Here is a 17,758-nt window from a genome sequence, read left to right as displayed (position 1 = left end):
GCGTTTACAAGTGCCGAGGTGATCCGTAGATTGCATCGGGCCGATATTTGTTAAAGCCGATGAGGAAACCAAGCAGTGTCCATCCAAGGTTCAGCTGTATTCAACCGCCGTTACCGTGCCTTTCTATTTGATATGGATGGGACGTTGCTCAATTCCATTGCCGCTGCCGAACGGGTGTGGAGCATCTGGGCTGAACGCCATGGCCTGGATGTGGCAGCGTTTTTGAAGACCATTCACGGTGCTCGTGCGATCGATACCATCACAGGCCAGGCATTGCCCGGCGTCGATCCTGAGGTGGAGGCACAATGGATTACCGAGGCTGAAATCAATGATGTGGACGGTGTTGTTGCGATCCCCGGCGCGGTCACGTTTTTGAATAGCCTGCCGGGTGATCAGTGGGCGCTGGTCACTTCCGCACCCAGGGAACTGGCGTTGCGTCGGCTGCAAGCGGCAGGTATTGCGCCGCCGGCGGTGCTGGTGACCGCTGAAGATGTTGCCGTCGGCAAGCCGAACCCCGCGTGTTACGTGCTGGGCGCGCAACGCCTGGGTGTGCCGGTGCAGGATTGTCTGGTGTTTGAAGACGCGGCGGTAGGCATCCGGGCGGCAGAGGCAGCAGGGGCGGATGTGATGGTCGTGACGTCGACACATCATACGCCTATGGTCACCGAGCATCCTTCGATTGACGGGTATGAACCGTTGAAGGTGCAGTGCGACGCAGACGGCTTGTTGTATGTGCAGAGCGGTGCTGCCTGACACAAAAAAGGCCGAGCCCGTTAACGGCCTCGGCCTTGTTCGGCAATGGCTGGATCGGTACGATCCCGGTAATTGCAAAGTGGTCGGTTTCCGGGCCGCTGAGCACTGCCGAAAGCGTTCCGTCCGCATGCAATGTGCAAGTCACTTGATAGCTGGGCAGGCGGGCTGCCAGCGCGGACTCGATTTTCGATTTACTCAGGGTATCCATCTTGCCTCAGCCCCTTTTACTGATCATGCACGCCCAAGCATAGGTCGAGTTGGAGCGCTGTAAACACCGGCGATCTCATAGCGACGAATGCGGTATCAGCGTGTCATTTGTCGGCACAACCGACGTTGCACGGCCCGCTGGATGGGTTTGAGGCAAAACAGGAACAGGTAGCCGCCGAGCAGCAGCGCCAGGTCCAGCCACGAGTGAGGGGCGGTGGAGCCAGTGCCTTCGATTGCGTACCTCAAGCCATAGGTCAGCCCGACGAAGATCAACCCTATCAATAGGGCGATCAACCAAGATCTGTAGGCAAATGGGGGGGGGGTCGTAGGCCTCATTGACGTGCTCCTGAATGCACACGAATGGCTAGAGTCAGTCAGGAGATTCGGCCTTGAATGAAAGAGCAAGTTCCAAGCGTGAAGACAGTTTCATCTTGTCCACGAAGATGAACACATTGGCGACGTCACTCACGCAATAAAGACAAAAGCAGTTCCAAGGAGTTTTCGCCAGCCGTTACAGTGAACGAAAGGGCTGGCTACTGAAGGCACTTCAAGGCGTTTGGTTTTTGTCCGGAGCAGTCAGGCCGGCCTGGATGCGCTGGTAGATCTCCTCGCGATGCACGGCAACATCCTTGGGGGCGTTGATGCCGATTCGTACTTGCTGGCCGCTGACGCCCAGAATGGTGATCGTGATGTCATCACCGATGTTTATGCTTTCACCAACTTTGCGGGTGAGTATAAGCATGGACTTCTCCTTGATTACTTTTAAGGACACATGTTTCAGACAGGGCAGGTGTCGGATGTGTGTAGCGTACTGCTTAGCGCTTCCCTGTGACTGCCTCTTTTTAGGACGCATAGAGGCGACATTAATTCCCATGGCGGCATCATACAGGTCTGCGATACATCATTCGCATTGTTTAATCCAACGTTTATGACGGCCAGAATAGACAGCGAATGATAAAGTCGCCTCTTTATCTTTAAAGGAGCAGGGCAGTGCGTAAAGTAGCGATGGCAATTGCGGTGTTGGCACTGGCCGGTTGCGGTGAAGGCAAAAGCGTCGATGCGCCAAAGGCCAAGCCTGTCGTGACCGAAAGCCAGCCCCAGACCGGCGCGATTGCCGCCCAGGAATGGGACGTGCGGGTTGGCCCGCCGGACCACAAGTTGCAGGCGATTACCGACCTCACGGCCTGGTTGCTGGAACATGGTTTCAATTTTTACATCGTGAAGGTAGACGGCAAGGACGACGTACTGCTGGGGCCGTTTGCAACCAAGGCCGAAGCCGAAGCCAAGCAGACGCTGCTCAACGAGAAAATGGCCCGTGCCAAGAAAACCGATACTGTTTCAGAAATCATTGAACACAAGGCTGCGCAGTAACGACTTGGATGGGCGGGGTTTCCGCCCTTCTTCAACCGCAGGCTTTAAGGTTCACCGGGCCGACAAACTCATTGCCGCGTCCCATCACGCACGCCACGGTCTGGTTGCGCTGACGTTCCCAGGCCTGCACCGGGTAGGTCTTGTTCCAGGCTTCGTATAACTGGCGATCCTGTTTCGACAGGCGCAAGCCGTATCGCTTGCTCATGTAGAAATACGTGCGAGCGATCATTCCCCGAATGGAAGGGCGTGGCATCACCTTCTTCGCCTTGAAGTCCACCTGGGTCAGGCATGAGCCGTACTGCCCGCTTTGCACCGGCAGCCAGCCAAAACTGAAGTTATTACGGTCACCATTGACCTCGCCTATGCTCGGCACCAGGTTGTGCAGGTCGGCTTCGGCGCGTTTGAACGCGTCATCATGGCGCGTGCAGTTCTTGCGCCCGCCGTTCTGCCAGCACTGGCGCTGATGCCCGATCTGCCAGGCCGGAACGATGTGCTCCCACTCGATGCGCGCGGCACGGTTGGCGTTTTTGCGTGGGATGTAGCCACAGGCTTTCAGGTCCACGCGGTTGCCGGTGTATTTGCACCCGCAATAAAACTCGGTGGATTGTGGGGCGTACAGTTTCCACGCGACTTTCTTGGCTTCGCTGAAGGTTCGGGGCGCTTGGGCGTGGGCGGTAACGGCGAAAAACAGGCAACACACAGCGATAAAACGGACACTCATTGAATCAATCTTCCTTCGGCACAACCCAGAAAATCTGCACACCGCCATCGTCCCGATAGGCGAGGGTGACGTTGTCGTTCTCCGCGATTTCCTCCAGCAAGCGCGCCCACTCATCCTCCGGCTCTTCCGGCAAACGGAAAATCAAAGCCGCCTTGGCTTTCTGGGCGTTGGTCGAATTGATGATCTTTTGCACACGAATGGCCAGGCGTTCGTAGGCACCAGGTGGGGTTGGCACTGCGGGAGAGGACTTTGCCACGGAGTATTCCTTAGTTTGCTGTACGCACATACAGTATTTAACTGTAGGCGATTTCGCAACTGCTTAAACTTCAAGAAGTCCGTCTGACAGCAATTCAGGTAATTTGGTGTAGGGCGAAGGTGTTTTTATCGAAGGGTTTGCGAGGAGGCAGGGGCGGGCAAGCCGCTCCTGCCGAGGTATCACCGGGAATCAATACTCCCAGAACATCCGTTGCAGCTCTTTGCTGTCCTGAGTCTTGGTCAGGGCGACCATCGCCAGGATGCGCGCTTTCTGCGGGTTCAGGTCGAGCGCCGCGACCCAGTCGTACTTGTCATCAGGCTGTTCGGCATTACGCAAAACCATGCCGCCGGCATTGACGTGGGAAGAACGAATGATCTGCACGCCTTGCTTGCGCAGCTCCACCAGTGCAGGTACGACTTTGGACGATACCGAGCCGTTGCCGGTACCGGCGTGGATGATGGCTTTGGCGCCCGCTTGAGCCAGGGCCTTGTAGGCGGTGTCGCTCACGTTGCCATAGCCATAGGCGATCTCGACATCGGGCAGGCTCTTGATGTTTTTGATATCAAACTCCGAGTCCATGGTGTGACGCTTGGCTGGCAAGCGGAACCAGTAGGATTTGCCTTCAACCACCATGCCCAGTGGGCCCCATGGGCTCTTGAACGCTTCGGTCTTGATATTGATCATCTTGCTGACGTCGCGGCCCGACTGGATCTCGTCGTTCATGGTAACCAGCACGCCTTTACCGCGTGCCTCTTTGCTGCTGGCCACGGCCACGGCGTTGTACAGGTTGAGCATGCCGTCTGCCGACATCGCGGTGCCAGGACGCATGGAGCCGACCACCACGATGGGCTTGTCGGTCTTTTCTACCAGGTTCAGGAAGTAGGCGGTTTCTTCCAGAGTGTCGGTACCGTGAGTGATCACGATGCCGTCCACGTCCTTGCTGTCAGCCAGTTCGGCGACGCGACGACCCAGTTGCAGCAGGTTTTCATTGTTGATGCTTTCGGACGCAATTTGCATCACTTGCTCGCCGCGTACGTTGGCGATCTGGCTAAGCTCAGGAACACCGGCGATCAATTGCTCAATGCCGACCTTGGCGGCCTGGTAGGTGGCGCTGTTGGCGGCGGAGGCGCCAGCACCGGCAATAGTGCCGCCGGTGGCGAGGATCACCACGTTGGACAGTTTGGTCTTGGTTTCAACGTCCTTTGCCTGGGCGGCAACGGGGAACAGCAGCAGGAGGGCCAACGCGCCCGGAACAAAAGTCTTCAGTGCAGATTTCATTATTTTTCTCTCTGGTTTTTGATGAGTGCTGTAGCAGGTTCATCTAGAACACCCGGGCGGTTCTGAATGCCACGAGGTGGTTGAGTAGAGCAGGATCTGTACCAGGCCGATTGTGCGCGCGGACGTAAAATAACTTATTGATTTGTAAGAATTTATATTCTTTTCGTGGCCTGTTAGACCGAGTGGGCGTCCGGCTTTCCGAACATCGGGCTGTATTGCGTTCGGTTGTCCGAAAAAAGTTGGCGGTCGGTCCTTCGAGTTTGTAGGCGTGGCGCGGCACGGCCTGTCGTTTTAGAGAGCGGCCGGGGAGGGCGGTGTTTAATCACATCCTTTGTCAGGCGCGAGCGAGGTGCTGTATGGCTTGAATGAAAGGCTGCTTTCAACCGTTGACAAATCTCGACAAGGTTCTCATAGTTTGAATAACGCAAACGTTTGCGAGATGTTTCACGTAACACGCCTGAAGTGTCGTGACAGCTCGTATCAGCCGCCCGGGTGGGAAGGCTGCCGAAGCACTCTTCGGTGCAAGCGTTGCTCACAATAATCATAAGATCGGAGTGAACCCATGAAGCTGCCATTCGCTGGACGTCTTCTTGCTGTCGCTGTGCTTGCTGCCGCATCCGCCGCTTTGCCTCTTTCCTCTGCATTTGCTGATGACGCCGCCGCCAAACCTAAGGTCGGCCTGGTCATGAAATCCCTCGCCAATGAATTCTTCGTCACCATGCAAGACGGTGCCAAGGCTTATCAGAAAGATCACGCCGCCGATTTCGACATGATCACCAACGGGATCAAGAACGAAACCGATACCAGCGCGCAGATCGATATCGTGAAGCAGATGATCCTGTCCAAGGTCAATGCCATCGTTATCGCGCCAGCTGACTCCAAGGCGCTGGTGAAAGTGCTGGAGGATGCCTCTAAAGCCGGGATCAAGATCGTCAACATCGACAACCGCCTGGATCCGGCTGTGCTGAAAAGCAAAAACCTCGATATCCCTTTCGTAGGCCCGGATAACCGCAAAGGCGCTAAGCTGGTGGGCGATTACCTGGCCAAGCAACTGGCCTCGGGTGACAAGGTCGGCATTATCGAAGGCGTCCCGACCACAACCAACGCCCAGCAGCGCACAGCTGGCTTCAAGGATGCGATGGACGCTGCCGGCCTGAAGATCGTCTCTACGCAATCCGGTAACTGGGAAATTGACGAAGGCCGCAAAGTGGCTTCCGCCATGCTGAGCGAGTACCCGGACCTCAAGGCCCTGTTGGCCGGTAACGACAACATGGCCCTGGGCGCGGTCTCCGCTGTGCGTGCGGCAGGCAAGGCCGGCAAGGTGCTGGTCGTAGGCTACGACAACATTGAGGCTATCAAGCCGATGCTGCAGGACGGCCGTGTGCTGGCGACCGCCGATCAGGCCGCTGCCCAGCAAGCCGTGTTCGGTATTCAGAACGCGCTCAAGCTGGTCAAGGGCGAGAAAGTCGATTCCAAAGACGGCGTGATCGAAACCCCGGTCGAACTCGTCCTCAAGAAGTAATCCTGGCAGCACCCAACAGCGTCCGCTCGTCCTGAGCGGGCGCCTGGAGATTTTCCTATGTCATCTTCCGCCCCGAACGCTGTCCTCTCGGTCAGCGGTATCGGCAAGACCTATGCCCAACCGGTTCTGTCCGACATCACCCTGACGCTCAATCGTGGTGAAGTGCTGGCGCTGACTGGTGAGAACGGCGCAGGCAAAAGTACCTTGTCGAAGATCATCGGCGGGCTGGTCACACCCACCACCGGGCGCATGCAGTTCAATGGCAAGGACTACCGTCCAGCCAGCCGCACCCAGGCCGAACAGTTGGGCGTGCGCATGGTTATGCAGGAACTCAACCTGCTGCCCACGTTGACCGTGGCCGAAAACCTGTTTCTGGATAACCTGCCCAGCCACTGTGGCTGGATCAGCCGCAAGCAACTGCGCAAGGCTGCGATTGAGGCCATGGCCCAGGTCGGCCTGGACGCCATCGACCCGGATACCTTGGTCGGCACCCTGGGCATTGGCCATCAGCAAATGGTCGAGATCGCCCGCAACCTGATCGGCGATTGCCACGTATTGATCCTCGACGAGCCCACGGCGATGCTTACCGCCCGTGAAGTCGAGATGCTGTTTGAACAAATCACTCGTCTGCAGGCCCGGGGCGTGGCGATCATTTACATTTCACACCGGCTGGAAGAGCTGGCCCGTGTTGCTCAGCGCATTGCAGTGTTGCGCGATGGCAAGTTGGTGTGTGTCGAGCCGATGGCCAATTACAACAGCGAACAACTGGTCACTTTGATGGTCGGTCGTGAACTGGGCGAACACATTGACCTGGGCCCACGTACCATCGGTGGCCCGGCCCTGACGGTAAAAGGCTTGACCCGCTCGGACAAAGTCCGCGACGTGTCCTTTGAAGTGCGCGCAGGTGAGATTTACGGCATTTCCGGCCTGATCGGTGCCGGTCGTACTGAATTGTTACGCCTGATCTTCGGCGCCGACCTGGCCGACAGCGGCACTGTTGCACTCGGTTCGCCGGCTCAAGTGGTGAGCATCCGCTCGCCGGTAGACGCGGTGGGCCATGGCATTGCTTTGATCACCGAGGACCGCAAGGGCGAAGGCCTGCTGCTGACCCAGTCCATCAGCGCCAACATTGCCCTGGGCAACATGCCGGAAATTTCTGGAGGCGGTTTGGTCAACAGCCGCAACGAAACCGCACTGGCCAAGCGCCAGATCGATGCCATGCGCATTCGCAGTTCCAGCCCGGCGCAGTTGGTGTCCGAGCTGTCTGGCGGTAACCAGCAAAAAGTGGTGATTGGCCGCTGGCTGGAGCGCGATTGCTCGGTGATGCTGTTCGATGAGCCTACTCGCGGTATCGACGTCGGTGCCAAATTCGACATCTATGCCTTGCTCGGCGAATTGACCCGCCAGGGCAAAGCGCTGGTGGTGGTGTCCAGCGATCTGCGTGAACTCATGCTGATCTGTGATCGTATCGGTGTGTTGTCCGCTGGGCGCCTGATCGACACCTTCGAGCGCGACAGCTGGACTCAGGACGAATTGCTCGCCGCCGCCTTTGCCGGCTATCAAAAACATGATGCGCTGCTCAACGACGCAGTGCTTAGGGATACCCCATGAAAACCACCACTTCACCCGGTAAAGCCGGCGGTAACTTCTACGGCCTGGGCACTTACCTGGGCCTGGCGGGCGCTTTGCTGGCGATGATTGCGCTGTTTTCGGTGCTCAGCGACCACTTCCTGTCCTACGCCACCTTCAGCACCCTGGCCAACCAGATTCCGGACCTGATGGTTCTGGCGGTGGGCATGACCTTCATCCTGATCATCGGCGGCATCGACCTGTCAGTGGGCTCGGTGCTGGCACTGGCGGCCTCGGCCGTCAGCGTGGCCATTCTCAGTTGGGGCTGGAGTGTATTGCCGGCCGCTGTGCTGGGTATGGGCTGCGCGGCATTGGCCGGCACCATCACCGGCTCGATCACCGTGGCCTGGCGCATTCCTTCATTTATCGTGTCCCTCGGCGTGCTGGAAATGGCCCGTGGTGTGGCGTACCAGATGACCGGATCGCGCACGGCTTACATCGGTGATTCGTTTGCCTGGCTGTCCAACCCGATTTTCTTCGGTATCTCACCGTCGTTCATCATTGCCTTGCTGGTGATCATCGCCGCGCAGCTTGTACTGACGCGTACTGTGTTTGGTCGCTATCTGATCGGTATCGGCACCAACGAAGAAGCCGTGCGCCTGGCTGGGATCAATCCCAAGCCTTACAAGATCCTGGTGTTCAGCCTCATGGGCCTGCTGGCCGGTGTGGCGGCGTTGTTCCAGATCTCGCGCCTTGAAGCGGCGGACCCGAACGCGGGTTCCGGCCTGGAGCTGCAAGTGATCGCTGCGGTGGTCATCGGTGGTACCAGCCTGATGGGCGGGCGTGGTTCGGTGATCAGTACTTTTTTTGGTGTGTTGATTATTTCGGTATTGGCCGCTGGCCTTGCACAGATCGGTGCCACGGAACCCACTAAGCGCATCATCACCGGTGCCGTGATCGTGATTGCCGTGGTTCTGGATACCTACCGCAGCCAGCGCGCCAGTCGGCGAGGCTGAACCATGGCAACGATCAAGGATGTGGCCGCGCTTGCAGGTATTTCCTACACCACGGTGTCCCATGTGGTGAATAAGACTCGCCCTGTCAGCGAGCCGGTACGCATCAAGGTCGAGGCGGCGATCAAGCAACTCGACTATGTGCCCAGCGCTGTTGCGCGTTCACTCAAAGCCAAGACCACGGCCACTATCGGTTTGCTGGTGCCCAATAGCCTTAACCCATATTTTGCGGAGCTGGCCCGGGGCATCGAGGATTACTGCGAGCGTAATGGCTATTGCGTGATCCTCTGCAACTCCGACGACAACGCTGAAAAGCAGCGCAGCTATCTGCGCGTATTGCTGGAGAAGCGTATCGATGGCTTGATCGTGACCTCGGTGGGTGGCGACGACAGTGGCCTTGCCGCAGGCTTGAGTGCGGTGCGTACGCCCATGGTGATCGTCGACCGCGCGCTGGATGGCATTGACGTGGACCTGGTGCGTATCGATCACGAGGAGGGCGCCTACCTGGCGACCCGGCACTTGCTCGACCAGGGCCACCGCGATATCGCCTGCATTGGCGGCCCGGCCCATACCCGCGTCGCGCAGATGCGTCTGGCGGGTTATCACCGCGCGTTGAGTGAGGCGGGCGTGGCGGTGGGGGCCAATCGCACCCAGGAAAGTGATTTCACCAGCACTGGCGGTTATGCCGCTGCCGTGCAATTACTGGCGCAAAATCCGCCCAGCGCTATTTTTGCCAGCAACGACATGATCGGTTTCGGCGTGTTGCGCGCAGCGGCAGAGCGTAATATCCGCGTGCCGGGTGAGCTGTCGGTGATCGGTTTCGATGACATTCAAATGGGCCGCTACGTCTATCCGGCGCTGACCACGGTCGGGCAATCGATCGTGCAACTGGGCGAAACAGCGGCCGAGCTTTTACTGCGAAGAATTGCAACCCCCCAACTGCCGATCGATCAACGCATCGTGACGCCGAGCATCGTATTGCGTGAGTCGACGGCGCCCGTCGCCGGTACGTTCGCGCAATACCGCTGAACCGAATTGATGAGTACTGATGTATGCCAGCAAAAGTAGTGGTAGTGGGCAGTTTGAACATGGACCTGGTCACCCGCGCCAGCCGGTTGCCGCGTGCCGGTGAAACACTCATCGGCCAAACGTTTTCCACGGTGCCTGGCGGAAAGGGCGCGAACCAGGCTGTAGCGTCGGCGCGACTGGGCGCCGATGTTTCGATGATAGGTTGTGTCGGTACCGATGCCTATGGCGCCCAGTTGCGTGACGCGCTGTTGGTGGAAGGCATCGACTGCCAGGCTGTCAGCAGCGTGGACGGCTCCAGTGGCGTGGCGTTGATCGTAGTGGATGACAGCAGCCAGAACGCGATTGTGATTGTCGCGGGCAGTAACGGCGAACTCACGCCGGCCTCGTTGCAGGCGTTCGACGCGGTGCTGCAGGCGGCCGACGTGATCGTTTGCCAGCTGGAAGTGCCGATGGACACTGTGGGCTACACCCTCAAGCGCGGGCGTGAATTGGGCAAGACGGTGATCCTCAACCCGGCCCCGGCCAGCGGTCCATTGCCGGCTGAGTGGTACGCCTCGATTGACTACCTGATCCCCAATGAAAGCGAAGCGACCGCTCTGAGCGGTGTGATGGTCGACTCCATTGAGAGCGCCAAGGTGGCGGCGACCCAGCTGATTCAGGCGGGCGCCGGCAAGGTCATCATCACGCTGGGCTCTCAGGGCGCGCTGTTTGCCGACGGCCAGGGCTTTGAGCATCTGCTGGCGCCGAAGGTTAAGGCTGTGGATACCACGGCGGCAGGCGATACCTTTGTCGGTGGTTTTGCCTCGGCGTTGGCCGATGGCAAAAGCGAGGCCGAGGCGATTCGTTTTGGTCAGGTCGCGGCGGCGTTGTCGGTCACCCGCGCCGGTGCGCAACCCTCTATTCCAACGCTGCACGACGTACAAGGTTTTGTGCCCTCATGAAAAAGACACCTCTGCTGAATATCGCACTGTCGCGTGTGATCGCCTCCCTGGGGCATGGCGACATCCTGGTGATTGGCGATGCCGGCCTGCCGGTGCCGCCGGGCGTCGAGTTGATTGACCTGGCGTTGACCCAGGGCATCCCGGACTTCATCAGCACTTTGCGTATCGTGCTCAGCGAAATGCAGGTGGAAAGCCATGTGCTGGCCGAAGAAATCCTGCTCAAGCAGCCGCCGGCGCTGGCCGACCTCAATACGCTCACAGAGCAGGCAGCCCTCGGTGAGCGGCGCCTGGCCAGCCATGAAGAATTCAAGCTGCTCAGCCGCAAGGCGCGCGCCGTGGTGCGCACCGGCGAATGCCAGCCTTACTGCAATATCGCGCTGGTGTCCGGCGTAACCTTCTAGAGTTCCCAACGACAAGGAGTGTTTTATGCAACGTGGTCTCCCAACCCTGAAAAACCTGTTCCGGAGTGTCCTGCTTTTGTCCGCACTCACAGCAGCGAGCGCCCACGCGGCGGAAAAAATCGACCTGATCATCGACACCGACCCAGGCGCCGATGATGTGGTGGCATTGCTCTTCGCCATGGCTTCGCCGGAGGAACTGAACATTCGTGCGCTGACCACCGTCGCCGGTAACGTGCGCCTGGACAAGACCTCCCGCAACGCACGCCTGGCCCGCGAGTGGGCAGGGCGCGAGGAAATCCCGGTCTACGCCGGTGCGCCAGCGCCGCTGCTGCGCACGCCGATCTACGCTGAGAATATTCATGGCAAGGAAGGTATTTCCGGCGTCACTGTGCATGAACCTAAAAAAGGCCTGGCTGACGGCAATGCCGTTGATTACCTGATCAAGACCCTGAGCACTGCCAAGCCTCACAGCATTACTATCGCCATGCTCGGCCCGCAGACCAACCTGGCGCTGGCACTGACCCAGGCGCCGGAAATCACCCAAGGCATCAAGGAAGTGGTGGTGATGGGTGGCGCGCACTTCAATGGCGGCAATATCACCCCGGTGGCGGAGTTCAACCTGTTCGCTGACCCGGTCGCGGCCGAGATTGTGCTCAAAAGTGGCGTCAAGCTGACCTACCTGCCGCTGGACGTGACTCACAAGGTACTGACCAGCGAGGCGCGCCTGAAAAAGATTGCCGACATCAATAATAACGCGAGCAAGGTTGTCGGCGACATTCTCAATGAGTACGTCAAGGGCGACATGGAGCATTACGGCATTCCGGGCGGCCCGGTGCATGACGCTACCGTCATTGCTTACCTGCTCAAGCCTTCGCTGTTCAGCGGTCGTCAGGCCAATGTGGTGGTGGACAGCCGAGAAGGCCCGACCTTCGGCCAGACCATTGTCGATTGGTACGACGGCCTGAAACACGAAAAGAACGTGTTCTGGGTTGAGAACGGTGATGCGCAGGGCTTTTTCGATTTGTTGACCGAGCGTCTCGCGCGCCTGAAGTAATGTGTTGACTGGTCGGCGTTCGTCGGCCGGTTCTTATTCGAGCTCGGGGTTGTGTGCCCCCATGTGGTCGGCCGGGTATTTCTCGAATACCTGGCCGATGAACGCCTGCGCCGCCCGTGTGCCCAATTCCTTGACCAGCAGGTCGATACCGATGATGGCCAATTCCTCCGGGCTTCCGGGGCTGTAGGAGCTCTGTCCCTGGGGCCACTTGGCTTTGATGTCGGCTTGGAGCGTTACGGTGGTCATGACTATCTCGCGGGGCTAAAAGTGCTGTGTAGTGCGCTGGAGCGCGGTTCTTACCGGGGCAGTTAACCATTTTACGTTGCGTTTGGCACTGATACTTAGGCATGAGGTGGCTCGGAATGACGTCGGCGCTGTGCGACACTGTCGGCCTGTTTAATTGCCGGGGAACACCACGTGCAGATCGACCTGAACAACCCCGAGAACCTGACCCTGGCGAATGTGCGCCAACTGCTCGCCAGTGCCAGCGACGACGAACATACCCAGTTACGGGTGACCAAAGCCGGAATCGCCTTTATCTCTTCAGGCCGCGCTGTAGGCGGTGTGGATATCGACGGGCTGCTGTTTCGCCTGGAGACCTGGGCCAAAGGCTCCGGATACGTAGGCAATGTGGCCGCCAGCGACGAGGTCTGGGTGACGCAGATTTTCAACGCGTTGAAACAGAACTGGCCACACCCAGAATTCGCCTACATCGACATCTACTGATTTCATTCATATCTGGTCACGATTGACCGGGCGAATGCCTGTCGAGAGTCAGGCAGACTTGCCCTGCGGCGATTTACGTCTTGAAACCAATCCGCCCAATCGCTGTCGCACGATCTCTGTCCATTTTTTATCATAGGAGGCTTCATGCCTTGGAAGCTCGCATCATTCGGTACTTTGTTGGCAGCACTCGCGTTGGCGGGTTGCAGCACCCCGGGTGCCTCTGAGCCAGCCAAAGACGCCGCCGCGGCCGGTGCCGGTTACAGCCGCTGTGAGTCGAAGGCCGCCGAATTCACCATAGGCCAGAAAGCTTCGCCCCAGTTGCTGGACCAGGCGCGTACGCGAGCCGGTGCGCAGAACGCACGAATCCTCAAGCCGAACGACATGATTACCCTCGAATACCGCTCCGACCGCTTGAACCTGAGCACCGACGACAACCTGGTGATCACACGGGTCAATTGCGGCTAAGCCTCTCCTGGCTTTTGCAGCGCCCATAAAAAACCCCGTCACATGGACGGGGTTTTTTTAGCTCAGCGGAGAATTACTCGCCGCGAACTTGTGCCGCTTGCATACCCTTTTGGCCTTTCTCGGCCACGAAGGAAACGGTTTGGCCTTCTTTCAGGCTTTTGAAACCGTCGCTTTCGATAGCTTTGAAGTGTACGAACAGGTCGTCACCGCCACCTTGAGGAGTGATGAAGCCGAAGCCTTTTTCATCGTTGAACCATTTAACGGTGCCGGTTTGGCGATTAGACATGGTGTATCTCCAAGAAACATATATTTGTCAGTAGTGCTGTGCTGCTCAGGCCAACTGGGCACACAGGGCTATCATAGTCGAAATGTTCGGCTTGGGAGCCCCCCCAAGGCATTGTTTGCTAATCAATCGCGTTGCGTTTGATTCTTTGGTCGGCTGAAAGCCCCGATTTACGGGGCTTTAGCTCGAAATATCAGCTCGTAAAAAAAGCCGTAAAAGCTGCGTAATTTGTGAGAAGCGGCAGTTTTCGGGCCATTTTTCCGGCGAAACAGGCATGTGAGCGGCCAAGAATCTTACTTTTTCTTCACGACTTTGCAGGACGAAATAGCCGCGACTGCCTTGTTTTTAAGCTCCGGGCTGGCGTTCTGGTTGGTCATGAGTTCCTTGATCTCCGCAGTGCTCAATTCGGCGTTGATCTTGTCTGCGCCACATTCGCAATGTGCTTTGGCAGTTTTGGCATCCACATTCTGGCTCGCAGCTGCGCTGCAATCGCTGACGAAGCTGTCGCGAGCACCGGCTGGCCAGTTCGACGGGGCAGCTGCCTGTGCGCCGAGAGAAAGGAGGGTCAGGGAAGCGGCGAGAGCGAGGGTAGAGGTGAAACGCATCATGAGGATGCTCCTTTGGGTCGAGGACGAACGGCGATTCTCAGTGGGTTTGAGGCGTTGCGTACAGCTCAAGTTCACTTTTGCAGCTATAAAGGCCGGAATTTTTGTTTACGCGAGATGGCGGCGGCGCGATGACCGTTCATCTGTGCTAGCATCCGCAGCCTGGCTATTTCCAGGCGCGCCATTTGCCGCCTTGCCATGTTCTTTTTAGCTCACTCCAGTCACTCTGGTCTGATTATCGGTTGGCCGAAAGGCTCCTGCCGCTGTAAGGCAGGCGTTCATCACTGAACGGCCTGGTGTTGGATCTTGTACTGGCTCATCCCAACCCACGTGACCTTTGGTAGGGGTCACCACTAGGAGAGGAGGCGCCATGCCAACTATTACTCTTCCCGATGGCAGTCAACGTTCTTTCGATCATTCGGTTTCCGTAGCTGAGGTCGCCGCATCCATTGGTGCTGGCCTGGCCAAGGCCACTGTGGCTGGCAAAGTCGACGGCAAGCTGGTCGACGCCAGCGACCTGATCACCTCCGATGCCAGTCTGCAAATCATCACGCCCAAGGATCAAGAGGGGTTGGAGATCATTCGCCACTCCTGCGCTCACCTGATTGGCCATGCGGTCAAGCAGCTGTACCCCACCGCGAAAATGGTGATTGGCCCGGTCATTGACGAAGGTTTCTATTACGATATCGCCTACGAGCGTCCTTTTACGCCGGACGACCTGGCCGCCATCGAGCAGCGCATGCACGCGCTGATCGAAAAAGATTACGACGTGATCAAGAAAGTCACGCCGCGCGCCGAAGTGATCGACGTGTTCACCGCCCGTGGCGAAGACTACAAATTGCGCCTGGTGGAAGACATGCCGGACGAGCAGGCCATGGGCCTGTACTACCACGAAGAATATGTCGACATGTGCCGCGGCCCGCACGTGCCGAACACGCGCTTCCTCAAGTCGTTCAAGCTGACCAAATTGTCCGGCGCCTACTGGCGCGGCGACGCCAAGAACGAGCAGTTGCAACGGATCTATGGCACCGCCTGGGCTGACAAGAAGCAGCTGGCTGCCTACATCCAGCGCATCGAAGAAGCCGAGAAACGTGACCACCGCAAGATCGGCAAGCGCCTTAACCTGTTCCACCTCCAGGAAGAAGCGCCGGGCATGGTGTTCTGGCACCCGAACGGCTGGACCCTGTACCAGGTGCTCGAGCAGTACATGCGCAAGGTGCAGCGCGAGAACGGCTACCTGGAGATCAAGACGCCTCAGGTTGTTGACCGTAGCCTGTGGGAGAAATCCGGGCACTGGGCCAACTACGCCGACAATATGTTCACCACGCAGTCGGAAAACCGCGATTACGCTATCAAGCCGATGAACTGCCCTTGCCACGTGCAGGTGTTCAACCAGGGCCTGAAGAGCTACCGCGAGTTGCCAATGCGCCTGGCCGAGTTCGGTGCTTGCCACCGTAACGAGCCGTCGGGTGCGCTGCACGGCATCATGCGCGTGCGCGGCTTCACTCAGGACGATGCCCACATCTTCTGCACCGAAGAGCAGATGCAGGCTGAATCCGCTGCGTTCATCAAGCTGACTATGGACGTTTATCGAGATTTCGGCTTTACCGAAGTCGAAATGAAGCTGTCCACTCGTCCGGAAAAACGCGTTGGCTCCGACGAACTGTGGGATCGCGCCGAAGCGGCACTGGCCGCAGCGCTCGACAGCGCGGGCCTTGCGTACGATCTGCAGCCGGGTGAAGGCGCGTTCTACGGTCCGAAGATCGAGTTCTCGCTGAAAGATTGCCTTGGCCGCGTCTGGCAGTGTGGTACCCTGCAGCTCGATTTTAACCTGCCGATCCGTCTGGGAGCCGAATATGTCTCCGAAGACAACAGCCGTAAACACCCGGTTATGCTGCACCGGGCGATCCTCGGCTCGTTCGAGCGGTTCGTCGGGATCCTGATCGAGCACTACGAGGGTGCATTCCCCGCGTGGTTGGCTCCGACCCAGGCAGTGATCATGAATATCACTGATAAACAGGCAGATTTTGCCGCTGAAGTTGAAAAAACTCTCAACGAAAGCGGATTTCGTGCCAAGTCCGACTTGAGAAATGAAAAGATCGGCTTTAAAATCCGCGAGCATACTTTGCTCAAGGTTCCCTATCTTTTGGTTATTGGAGATCGGGAAGTCGAGATGCAGACTGTCGCTGTGCGTACTCGTGAAGGTGCTGACCTGGGCTCGATGCCCGTCGCCCAGTTCGCTGAGTTCCTCGCGCAAGCGGTTTCCCGGCGTGGTCGCCCAGATTCGGAGTAATTATTATTAAGCGTGAAATGAGACAAGATAAACGAGCTGCACCGAAAGCCCCGATCAACGAGAATATCTCGGCACGTGAGGTTCGGTTAATTGGGGCTGAAGGTGAGCAGCTTGGGATTGTGTCAATTGAAGACGCGCTTCTTAAGGCTGAAGAAGCCAAGCTCGATTTGGTGGAGATTTCCGCCGATGCTGTACCGCCTGTCTGCAAGCTGATGGACTACGGCAAATCGATCTTCGAGAAGAAGAAGCAGGTTGCCGCAGCCAAGAAAAACCAGAAGCAGATCCAGGTTAAAGAAATCAAGTTTCGTCCAGGGACGGAGGAAGGGGATTACCAGGTAAAACTGCGCAACCTGGTACGTTTCCTGAGTGATGGGGACAGGGCCAAGGTATCCTTGCGATTCCGCGGCCGTGAGATGGCCCACCAGGAGCTGGGGATGGAACTCCTCAAGCGGGTTGAAGCTGACCTGCTCGAGTACGGTTCGGTCGAACAGCATCCTAAGATGGAAGGACGCCAACTGATCATGGTCATCGCCCCGAAAAAGAAGAAGTAATCAACAGGGCACGGCAGGCCTTCTGATTATGTTTATCAACTGAATGCGGAGTATCCGAACATGCCAAAGATGAAGACTAAAAGTGGTGCTGCTAAGCGGTTTCTGAAAACTGCTAACGGTATCAAGCACAAGCACGCTTTCAAGAGCCACATCCTGACCAAAATGTCGACCAAGCGTAAGCGTCAACTGCGCGGTAGCAGCTTGCTGCATCCGTCTGACGTGGCAAAAGTCGAGCGCATGCTGCGCCTTCGTTAATTTTTGGATCAAGATAGAGGAAGTAACTCATGGCTCGTGTAAAGCGTGGCGTCATTGCCCGTAAACGTCACAAAAAAATTCTGAAACTCGCTAAAGGCTACTACGGCGCGCGTTCACGCGTATTCCGTGTTGCCAAGCAAGCGGTAATCAAGGCAGGCCAATACGCCTACCGTGACCGTCGTCAGAAAAAACGTCAGTTCCGCGCTCTGTGGATCGCTCGTATCAACGCTGGTGCACGTGTTAACGGTCTGTCCTACAGCCGTTTCATCGCTGGCCTGAAAAAAGCGTCCATCGAAATCGACCGTAAGGTTCTGGCTGAACTGGCCGTGAACGAAAAAGCGGTGTTTGCTGCGATTGTCGAGAAAGCTAAAGCCACCTTGGCTTAAGTACCCCCGACAGTCACCCTGGGTTGCTCCTGCAGCCCTAGGTGGTAAACGTCATAAATAGGGGAAGAGCCTTCAAGCT

At 57.6% G+C, this 17,758-nt stretch carries 24 protein-coding genes; 15 read left to right on the top strand and 9 right to left on the bottom strand.

The genetic code is table 11. The annotated features are described in order from the left end of the window. Positions 1–75: 75 nt before the first annotated feature. Positions 76–753 carry an HAD family hydrolase gene (locus tag AACY08_RS21200; RefSeq protein ID WP_339420623.1) on the top strand — a complete coding sequence of 226 codons (678 nt, stop codon included), beginning with the start codon at positions 76–78 and terminating at the stop codon, positions 751–753. Here the strand turns inward: AACY08_RS21200 and AACY08_RS30610 are convergent. The 3 genes from AACY08_RS30610 to csrA all read right to left on the bottom strand — a co-directional run bounded on the left by AACY08_RS30610 (position 662) and on the right by csrA (position 1,702). Continuing rightward, entirely contained in the window at positions 662–961 is a 300-nt protein-coding gene (locus AACY08_RS30610; protein ID WP_445261406.1) for a hypothetical protein, read from the bottom strand. The two genes, AACY08_RS21200 and AACY08_RS30610, sit on opposite strands and share 92 nt — an antisense overlap. A gap of 95 nt (positions 962–1,056) precedes the next feature. Further along, complete coding sequence (locus tag AACY08_RS21195; RefSeq protein ID WP_445262037.1) at positions 1,057–1,254, bottom strand: hypothetical protein; 198 nt, start codon at positions 1,252–1,254, stop codon at positions 1,057–1,059. A 253-nt stretch (positions 1,255–1,507) separates the two neighbouring features. After that, positions 1,508–1,702: a carbon storage regulator CsrA gene (gene csrA / locus AACY08_RS21190; protein ID WP_003192511.1), complete on the bottom strand. Its 195-nt coding sequence runs from the start codon at positions 1,700–1,702 to the stop codon at positions 1,508–1,510. 263 nt (positions 1,703–1,965) lie between these two features. Here csrA and AACY08_RS21185 point away from each other — a divergent pair, with 263 nt between their 5' ends. After that, complete coding sequence (locus tag AACY08_RS21185; RefSeq protein WP_339471357.1) at positions 1,966–2,331, top strand: SPOR domain-containing protein; 366 nt, start codon at positions 1,966–1,968, stop codon at positions 2,329–2,331. Between the two features lie 31 nt (positions 2,332–2,362). On the opposite strand, the gene AACY08_RS21180 is transcribed toward AACY08_RS21185, so the two are convergent. From AACY08_RS21180 to AACY08_RS21170, 3 genes are all read right to left on the bottom strand, one after another. Then, positions 2,363–3,052 carry an endonuclease I family protein gene (locus AACY08_RS21180; protein ID WP_339471277.1) on the bottom strand — a complete coding sequence of 230 codons (690 nt, stop codon included), beginning with the start codon at positions 3,050–3,052 and terminating at the stop codon, positions 2,363–2,365. Between the two features lie 4 nt (positions 3,053–3,056). After that, on the bottom strand, positions 3,057–3,308 hold the full coding sequence (locus AACY08_RS21175; RefSeq protein ID WP_082224448.1) for a DUF1654 domain-containing protein: 252 nt from the start codon (positions 3,306–3,308) through the stop codon (positions 3,057–3,059). 189 nt (positions 3,309–3,497) lie between these two features. After that, a complete protein-coding gene (locus AACY08_RS21170; protein WP_339420628.1) occupies positions 3,498–4,586 on the bottom strand; it encodes an asparaginase in 1,089 nt (362 codons plus the stop codon). Positions 4,587–5,148: 562 nt separating this feature from the next. Here AACY08_RS21170 and AACY08_RS21165 point away from each other — a divergent pair. The 7 genes from AACY08_RS21165 to AACY08_RS21135 are packed head-to-tail and all read left to right on the top strand — an operon-like array spanning position 5,149 to position 12,115. Next, positions 5,149–6,108, top strand: a complete 960-nt coding sequence (locus tag AACY08_RS21165) for a sugar ABC transporter substrate-binding protein (protein WP_049712409.1) — start codon at positions 5,149–5,151, stop codon at positions 6,106–6,108. Between the two features lie 57 nt (positions 6,109–6,165). Beyond that, positions 6,166–7,719 (top strand): sugar ABC transporter ATP-binding protein, encoded by a 1,554-nt coding sequence (locus AACY08_RS21160; RefSeq protein WP_339471276.1) that lies wholly within the window; start codon positions 6,166–6,168, stop codon positions 7,717–7,719. Continuing rightward, on the top strand, positions 7,716–8,693 hold the full coding sequence (locus tag AACY08_RS21155; protein ID WP_339420631.1) for an ABC transporter permease: 978 nt from the start codon (positions 7,716–7,718) through the stop codon (positions 8,691–8,693). Before AACY08_RS21160 ends, AACY08_RS21155 begins: the two co-directional genes overlap by 4 nt. A 3-nt stretch (positions 8,694–8,696) precedes the next feature. Next, the gene (locus AACY08_RS21150; RefSeq protein ID WP_339471275.1) at positions 8,697–9,719 is read left to right on the top strand and encodes a LacI family DNA-binding transcriptional regulator; all 1,023 of its coding nucleotides are present in this window, start codon (positions 8,697–8,699) and stop codon (positions 9,717–9,719) included. A gap of 23 nt (positions 9,720–9,742) precedes the next feature. Then, complete coding sequence (gene rbsK / locus AACY08_RS21145; protein ID WP_339471274.1) at positions 9,743–10,660, top strand: ribokinase; 918 nt, start codon at positions 9,743–9,745, stop codon at positions 10,658–10,660. Continuing rightward, on the top strand, positions 10,657–11,061 hold the full coding sequence (gene rbsD / locus AACY08_RS21140; RefSeq protein ID WP_314566768.1) for a D-ribose pyranase: 405 nt from the start codon (positions 10,657–10,659) through the stop codon (positions 11,059–11,061). The genes rbsK and rbsD overlap by 4 nt, the downstream gene beginning before the upstream one ends. 25 nt (positions 11,062–11,086) lie before the next feature. Further along, positions 11,087–12,115 (top strand): nucleoside hydrolase, encoded by a 1,029-nt coding sequence (locus AACY08_RS21135; protein ID WP_339471273.1) that lies wholly within the window; start codon positions 11,087–11,089, stop codon positions 12,113–12,115. Positions 12,116–12,148: 33 nt separating this feature from the next. Here AACY08_RS21135 and AACY08_RS21130 read toward each other — a convergent pair whose 3' ends face one another. Further along, positions 12,149–12,361 carry a hypothetical protein gene (locus AACY08_RS21130; RefSeq protein ID WP_339420635.1) on the bottom strand — a complete coding sequence of 71 codons (213 nt, stop codon included), beginning with the start codon at positions 12,359–12,361 and terminating at the stop codon, positions 12,149–12,151. 171 nt (positions 12,362–12,532) lie between these two features. Between AACY08_RS21130 and AACY08_RS21125 the strand changes: the two genes are divergently transcribed. Together AACY08_RS21125 and AACY08_RS21120 are read left to right on the top strand one after the other, a co-directional pair. After that, positions 12,533–12,841, top strand: a complete 309-nt coding sequence (locus AACY08_RS21125) for a hypothetical protein (protein ID WP_339471272.1) — start codon at positions 12,533–12,535, stop codon at positions 12,839–12,841. Positions 12,842–12,985: 144 nt separating this feature from the next. Then, positions 12,986–13,306, top strand: coding sequence for an I78 family peptidase inhibitor (locus AACY08_RS21120; RefSeq protein ID WP_339420637.1), 321 nt, complete (start codon positions 12,986–12,988; stop codon positions 13,304–13,306). A gap of 73 nt (positions 13,307–13,379) precedes the next feature. Here the strand turns inward: AACY08_RS21120 and AACY08_RS21115 are convergent, their stop codons facing one another. Both AACY08_RS21115 and AACY08_RS21110 read right to left on the bottom strand, forming a co-directional pair. Then, entirely contained in the window at positions 13,380–13,592 is a 213-nt protein-coding gene (locus tag AACY08_RS21115; protein WP_003234260.1) for a cold-shock protein, read from the bottom strand. 290 nt (positions 13,593–13,882) lie between these two features. Next, on the bottom strand, positions 13,883–14,197 hold the full coding sequence (locus AACY08_RS21110; RefSeq protein WP_015884935.1) for a hypothetical protein: 315 nt from the start codon (positions 14,195–14,197) through the stop codon (positions 13,883–13,885). A gap of 367 nt (positions 14,198–14,564) precedes the next feature. On the opposite strand from AACY08_RS21110, the gene thrS reads away from it, so the two are divergent. Genes thrS through rplT form a run of 4 tightly spaced genes read left to right on the top strand, consistent with a single transcriptional unit; the run spans position 14,565 to position 17,679 of the window. After that, positions 14,565–16,487, top strand: a complete 1,923-nt coding sequence (gene thrS / locus AACY08_RS21105; RefSeq protein WP_024076468.1) for a threonine--tRNA ligase — start codon at positions 14,565–14,567, stop codon at positions 16,485–16,487. Next, positions 16,487–17,038 carry a translation initiation factor IF-3 gene (infC, locus tag AACY08_RS21100; protein WP_170947229.1) on the top strand — a complete coding sequence of 184 codons (552 nt, stop codon included), beginning with the start codon at positions 16,487–16,489 and terminating at the stop codon, positions 17,036–17,038. The genes thrS and infC overlap by 1 nt, the downstream gene beginning before the upstream one ends. 60 nt (positions 17,039–17,098) lie before the next feature. Further along, the gene (gene rpmI, locus AACY08_RS21095) at positions 17,099–17,293 is read left to right on the top strand and encodes a 50S ribosomal protein L35 (protein ID WP_002553160.1); all 195 of its coding nucleotides are present in this window, start codon (positions 17,099–17,101) and stop codon (positions 17,291–17,293) included. A 29-nt stretch (positions 17,294–17,322) separates the two neighbouring features. Beyond that, complete coding sequence (gene rplT, locus AACY08_RS21090) at positions 17,323–17,679, top strand: 50S ribosomal protein L20 (RefSeq protein WP_003174975.1); 357 nt, start codon at positions 17,323–17,325, stop codon at positions 17,677–17,679. Positions 17,680–17,758: the final 79 nt, after the last annotated feature.

The sequence above is a fragment of the Pseudomonas sp. EL_65y_Pfl1_R83 genome (genome assembly GCF_963970695.1).
Taxonomy (GTDB): Bacteria; Pseudomonadota; Gammaproteobacteria; order Pseudomonadales; family Pseudomonadaceae; genus Aquipseudomonas; species Aquipseudomonas tritici.
The sequence above is the reverse complement of the archived record's forward strand: the minus strand, read 5'-3'. Positions and strand labels throughout refer to the sequence as shown.

Bases quoted from the DNA above. Each gene is read 5' to 3' on its own strand.
- AACY08_RS21115 (WP_003234260.1), bottom strand. From the start codon at position 13,592: ATGTCTAATCGCCAAACCGGCACCGTTAAATGGTTCAACGATGAAAAA.
- rbsK (WP_339471274.1), top strand. From the start codon at position 9,743: ATGCCAGCAAAAGTAGTGGTAGTGGGCAGTTTGAACATGGACCTGGTC.
- AACY08_RS21160 (WP_339471276.1), top strand. From the start codon at position 6,166: ATGTCATCTTCCGCCCCGAACGCTGTCCTCTCGGTCAGCGGTATCGGC.
- AACY08_RS21165 (WP_049712409.1), top strand. From the start codon at position 5,149: ATGAAGCTGCCATTCGCTGGACGTCTTCTTGCTGTCGCTGTGCTTGCT.
- AACY08_RS21185 (WP_339471357.1), top strand. From the start codon at position 1,966: ATGGCAATTGCGGTGTTGGCACTGGCCGGTTGCGGTGAAGGCAAAAGC.
- AACY08_RS21155 (WP_339420631.1), top strand. From the start codon at position 7,716: ATGAAAACCACCACTTCACCCGGTAAAGCCGGCGGTAACTTCTACGGC.
- AACY08_RS21110 (WP_015884935.1), bottom strand. From the start codon at position 14,197: ATGATGCGTTTCACCTCTACCCTCGCTCTCGCCGCTTCCCTGACCCTC.
- AACY08_RS21180 (WP_339471277.1), bottom strand. From the start codon at position 3,052: ATGAGTGTCCGTTTTATCGCTGTGTGTTGCCTGTTTTTCGCCGTTACC.
- rbsD (WP_314566768.1), top strand. From the start codon at position 10,657: ATGAAAAAGACACCTCTGCTGAATATCGCACTGTCGCGTGTGATCGCC.
- csrA (WP_003192511.1), bottom strand. From the start codon at position 1,702: ATGCTTATACTCACCCGCAAAGTTGGTGAAAGCATAAACATCGGTGAT.
- AACY08_RS21135 (WP_339471273.1), top strand. From the start codon at position 11,087: ATGCAACGTGGTCTCCCAACCCTGAAAAACCTGTTCCGGAGTGTCCTG.
- rpmI (WP_002553160.1), top strand. From the start codon at position 17,099: ATGCCAAAGATGAAGACTAAAAGTGGTGCTGCTAAGCGGTTTCTGAAA.
- AACY08_RS21150 (WP_339471275.1), top strand. From the start codon at position 8,697: ATGGCAACGATCAAGGATGTGGCCGCGCTTGCAGGTATTTCCTACACC.
- AACY08_RS30610 (WP_445261406.1), bottom strand. From the start codon at position 961: ATGGATACCCTGAGTAAATCGAAAATCGAGTCCGCGCTGGCAGCCCGC.
- AACY08_RS21130 (WP_339420635.1), bottom strand. From the start codon at position 12,361: ATGACCACCGTAACGCTCCAAGCCGACATCAAAGCCAAGTGGCCCCAG.
- rplT (WP_003174975.1), top strand. From the start codon at position 17,323: ATGGCTCGTGTAAAGCGTGGCGTCATTGCCCGTAAACGTCACAAAAAA.
- thrS (WP_024076468.1), top strand. From the start codon at position 14,565: ATGCCAACTATTACTCTTCCCGATGGCAGTCAACGTTCTTTCGATCAT.
- AACY08_RS21170 (WP_339420628.1), bottom strand. From the start codon at position 4,586: ATGAAATCTGCACTGAAGACTTTTGTTCCGGGCGCGTTGGCCCTCCTG.
- AACY08_RS21120 (WP_339420637.1), top strand. From the start codon at position 12,986: ATGCCTTGGAAGCTCGCATCATTCGGTACTTTGTTGGCAGCACTCGCG.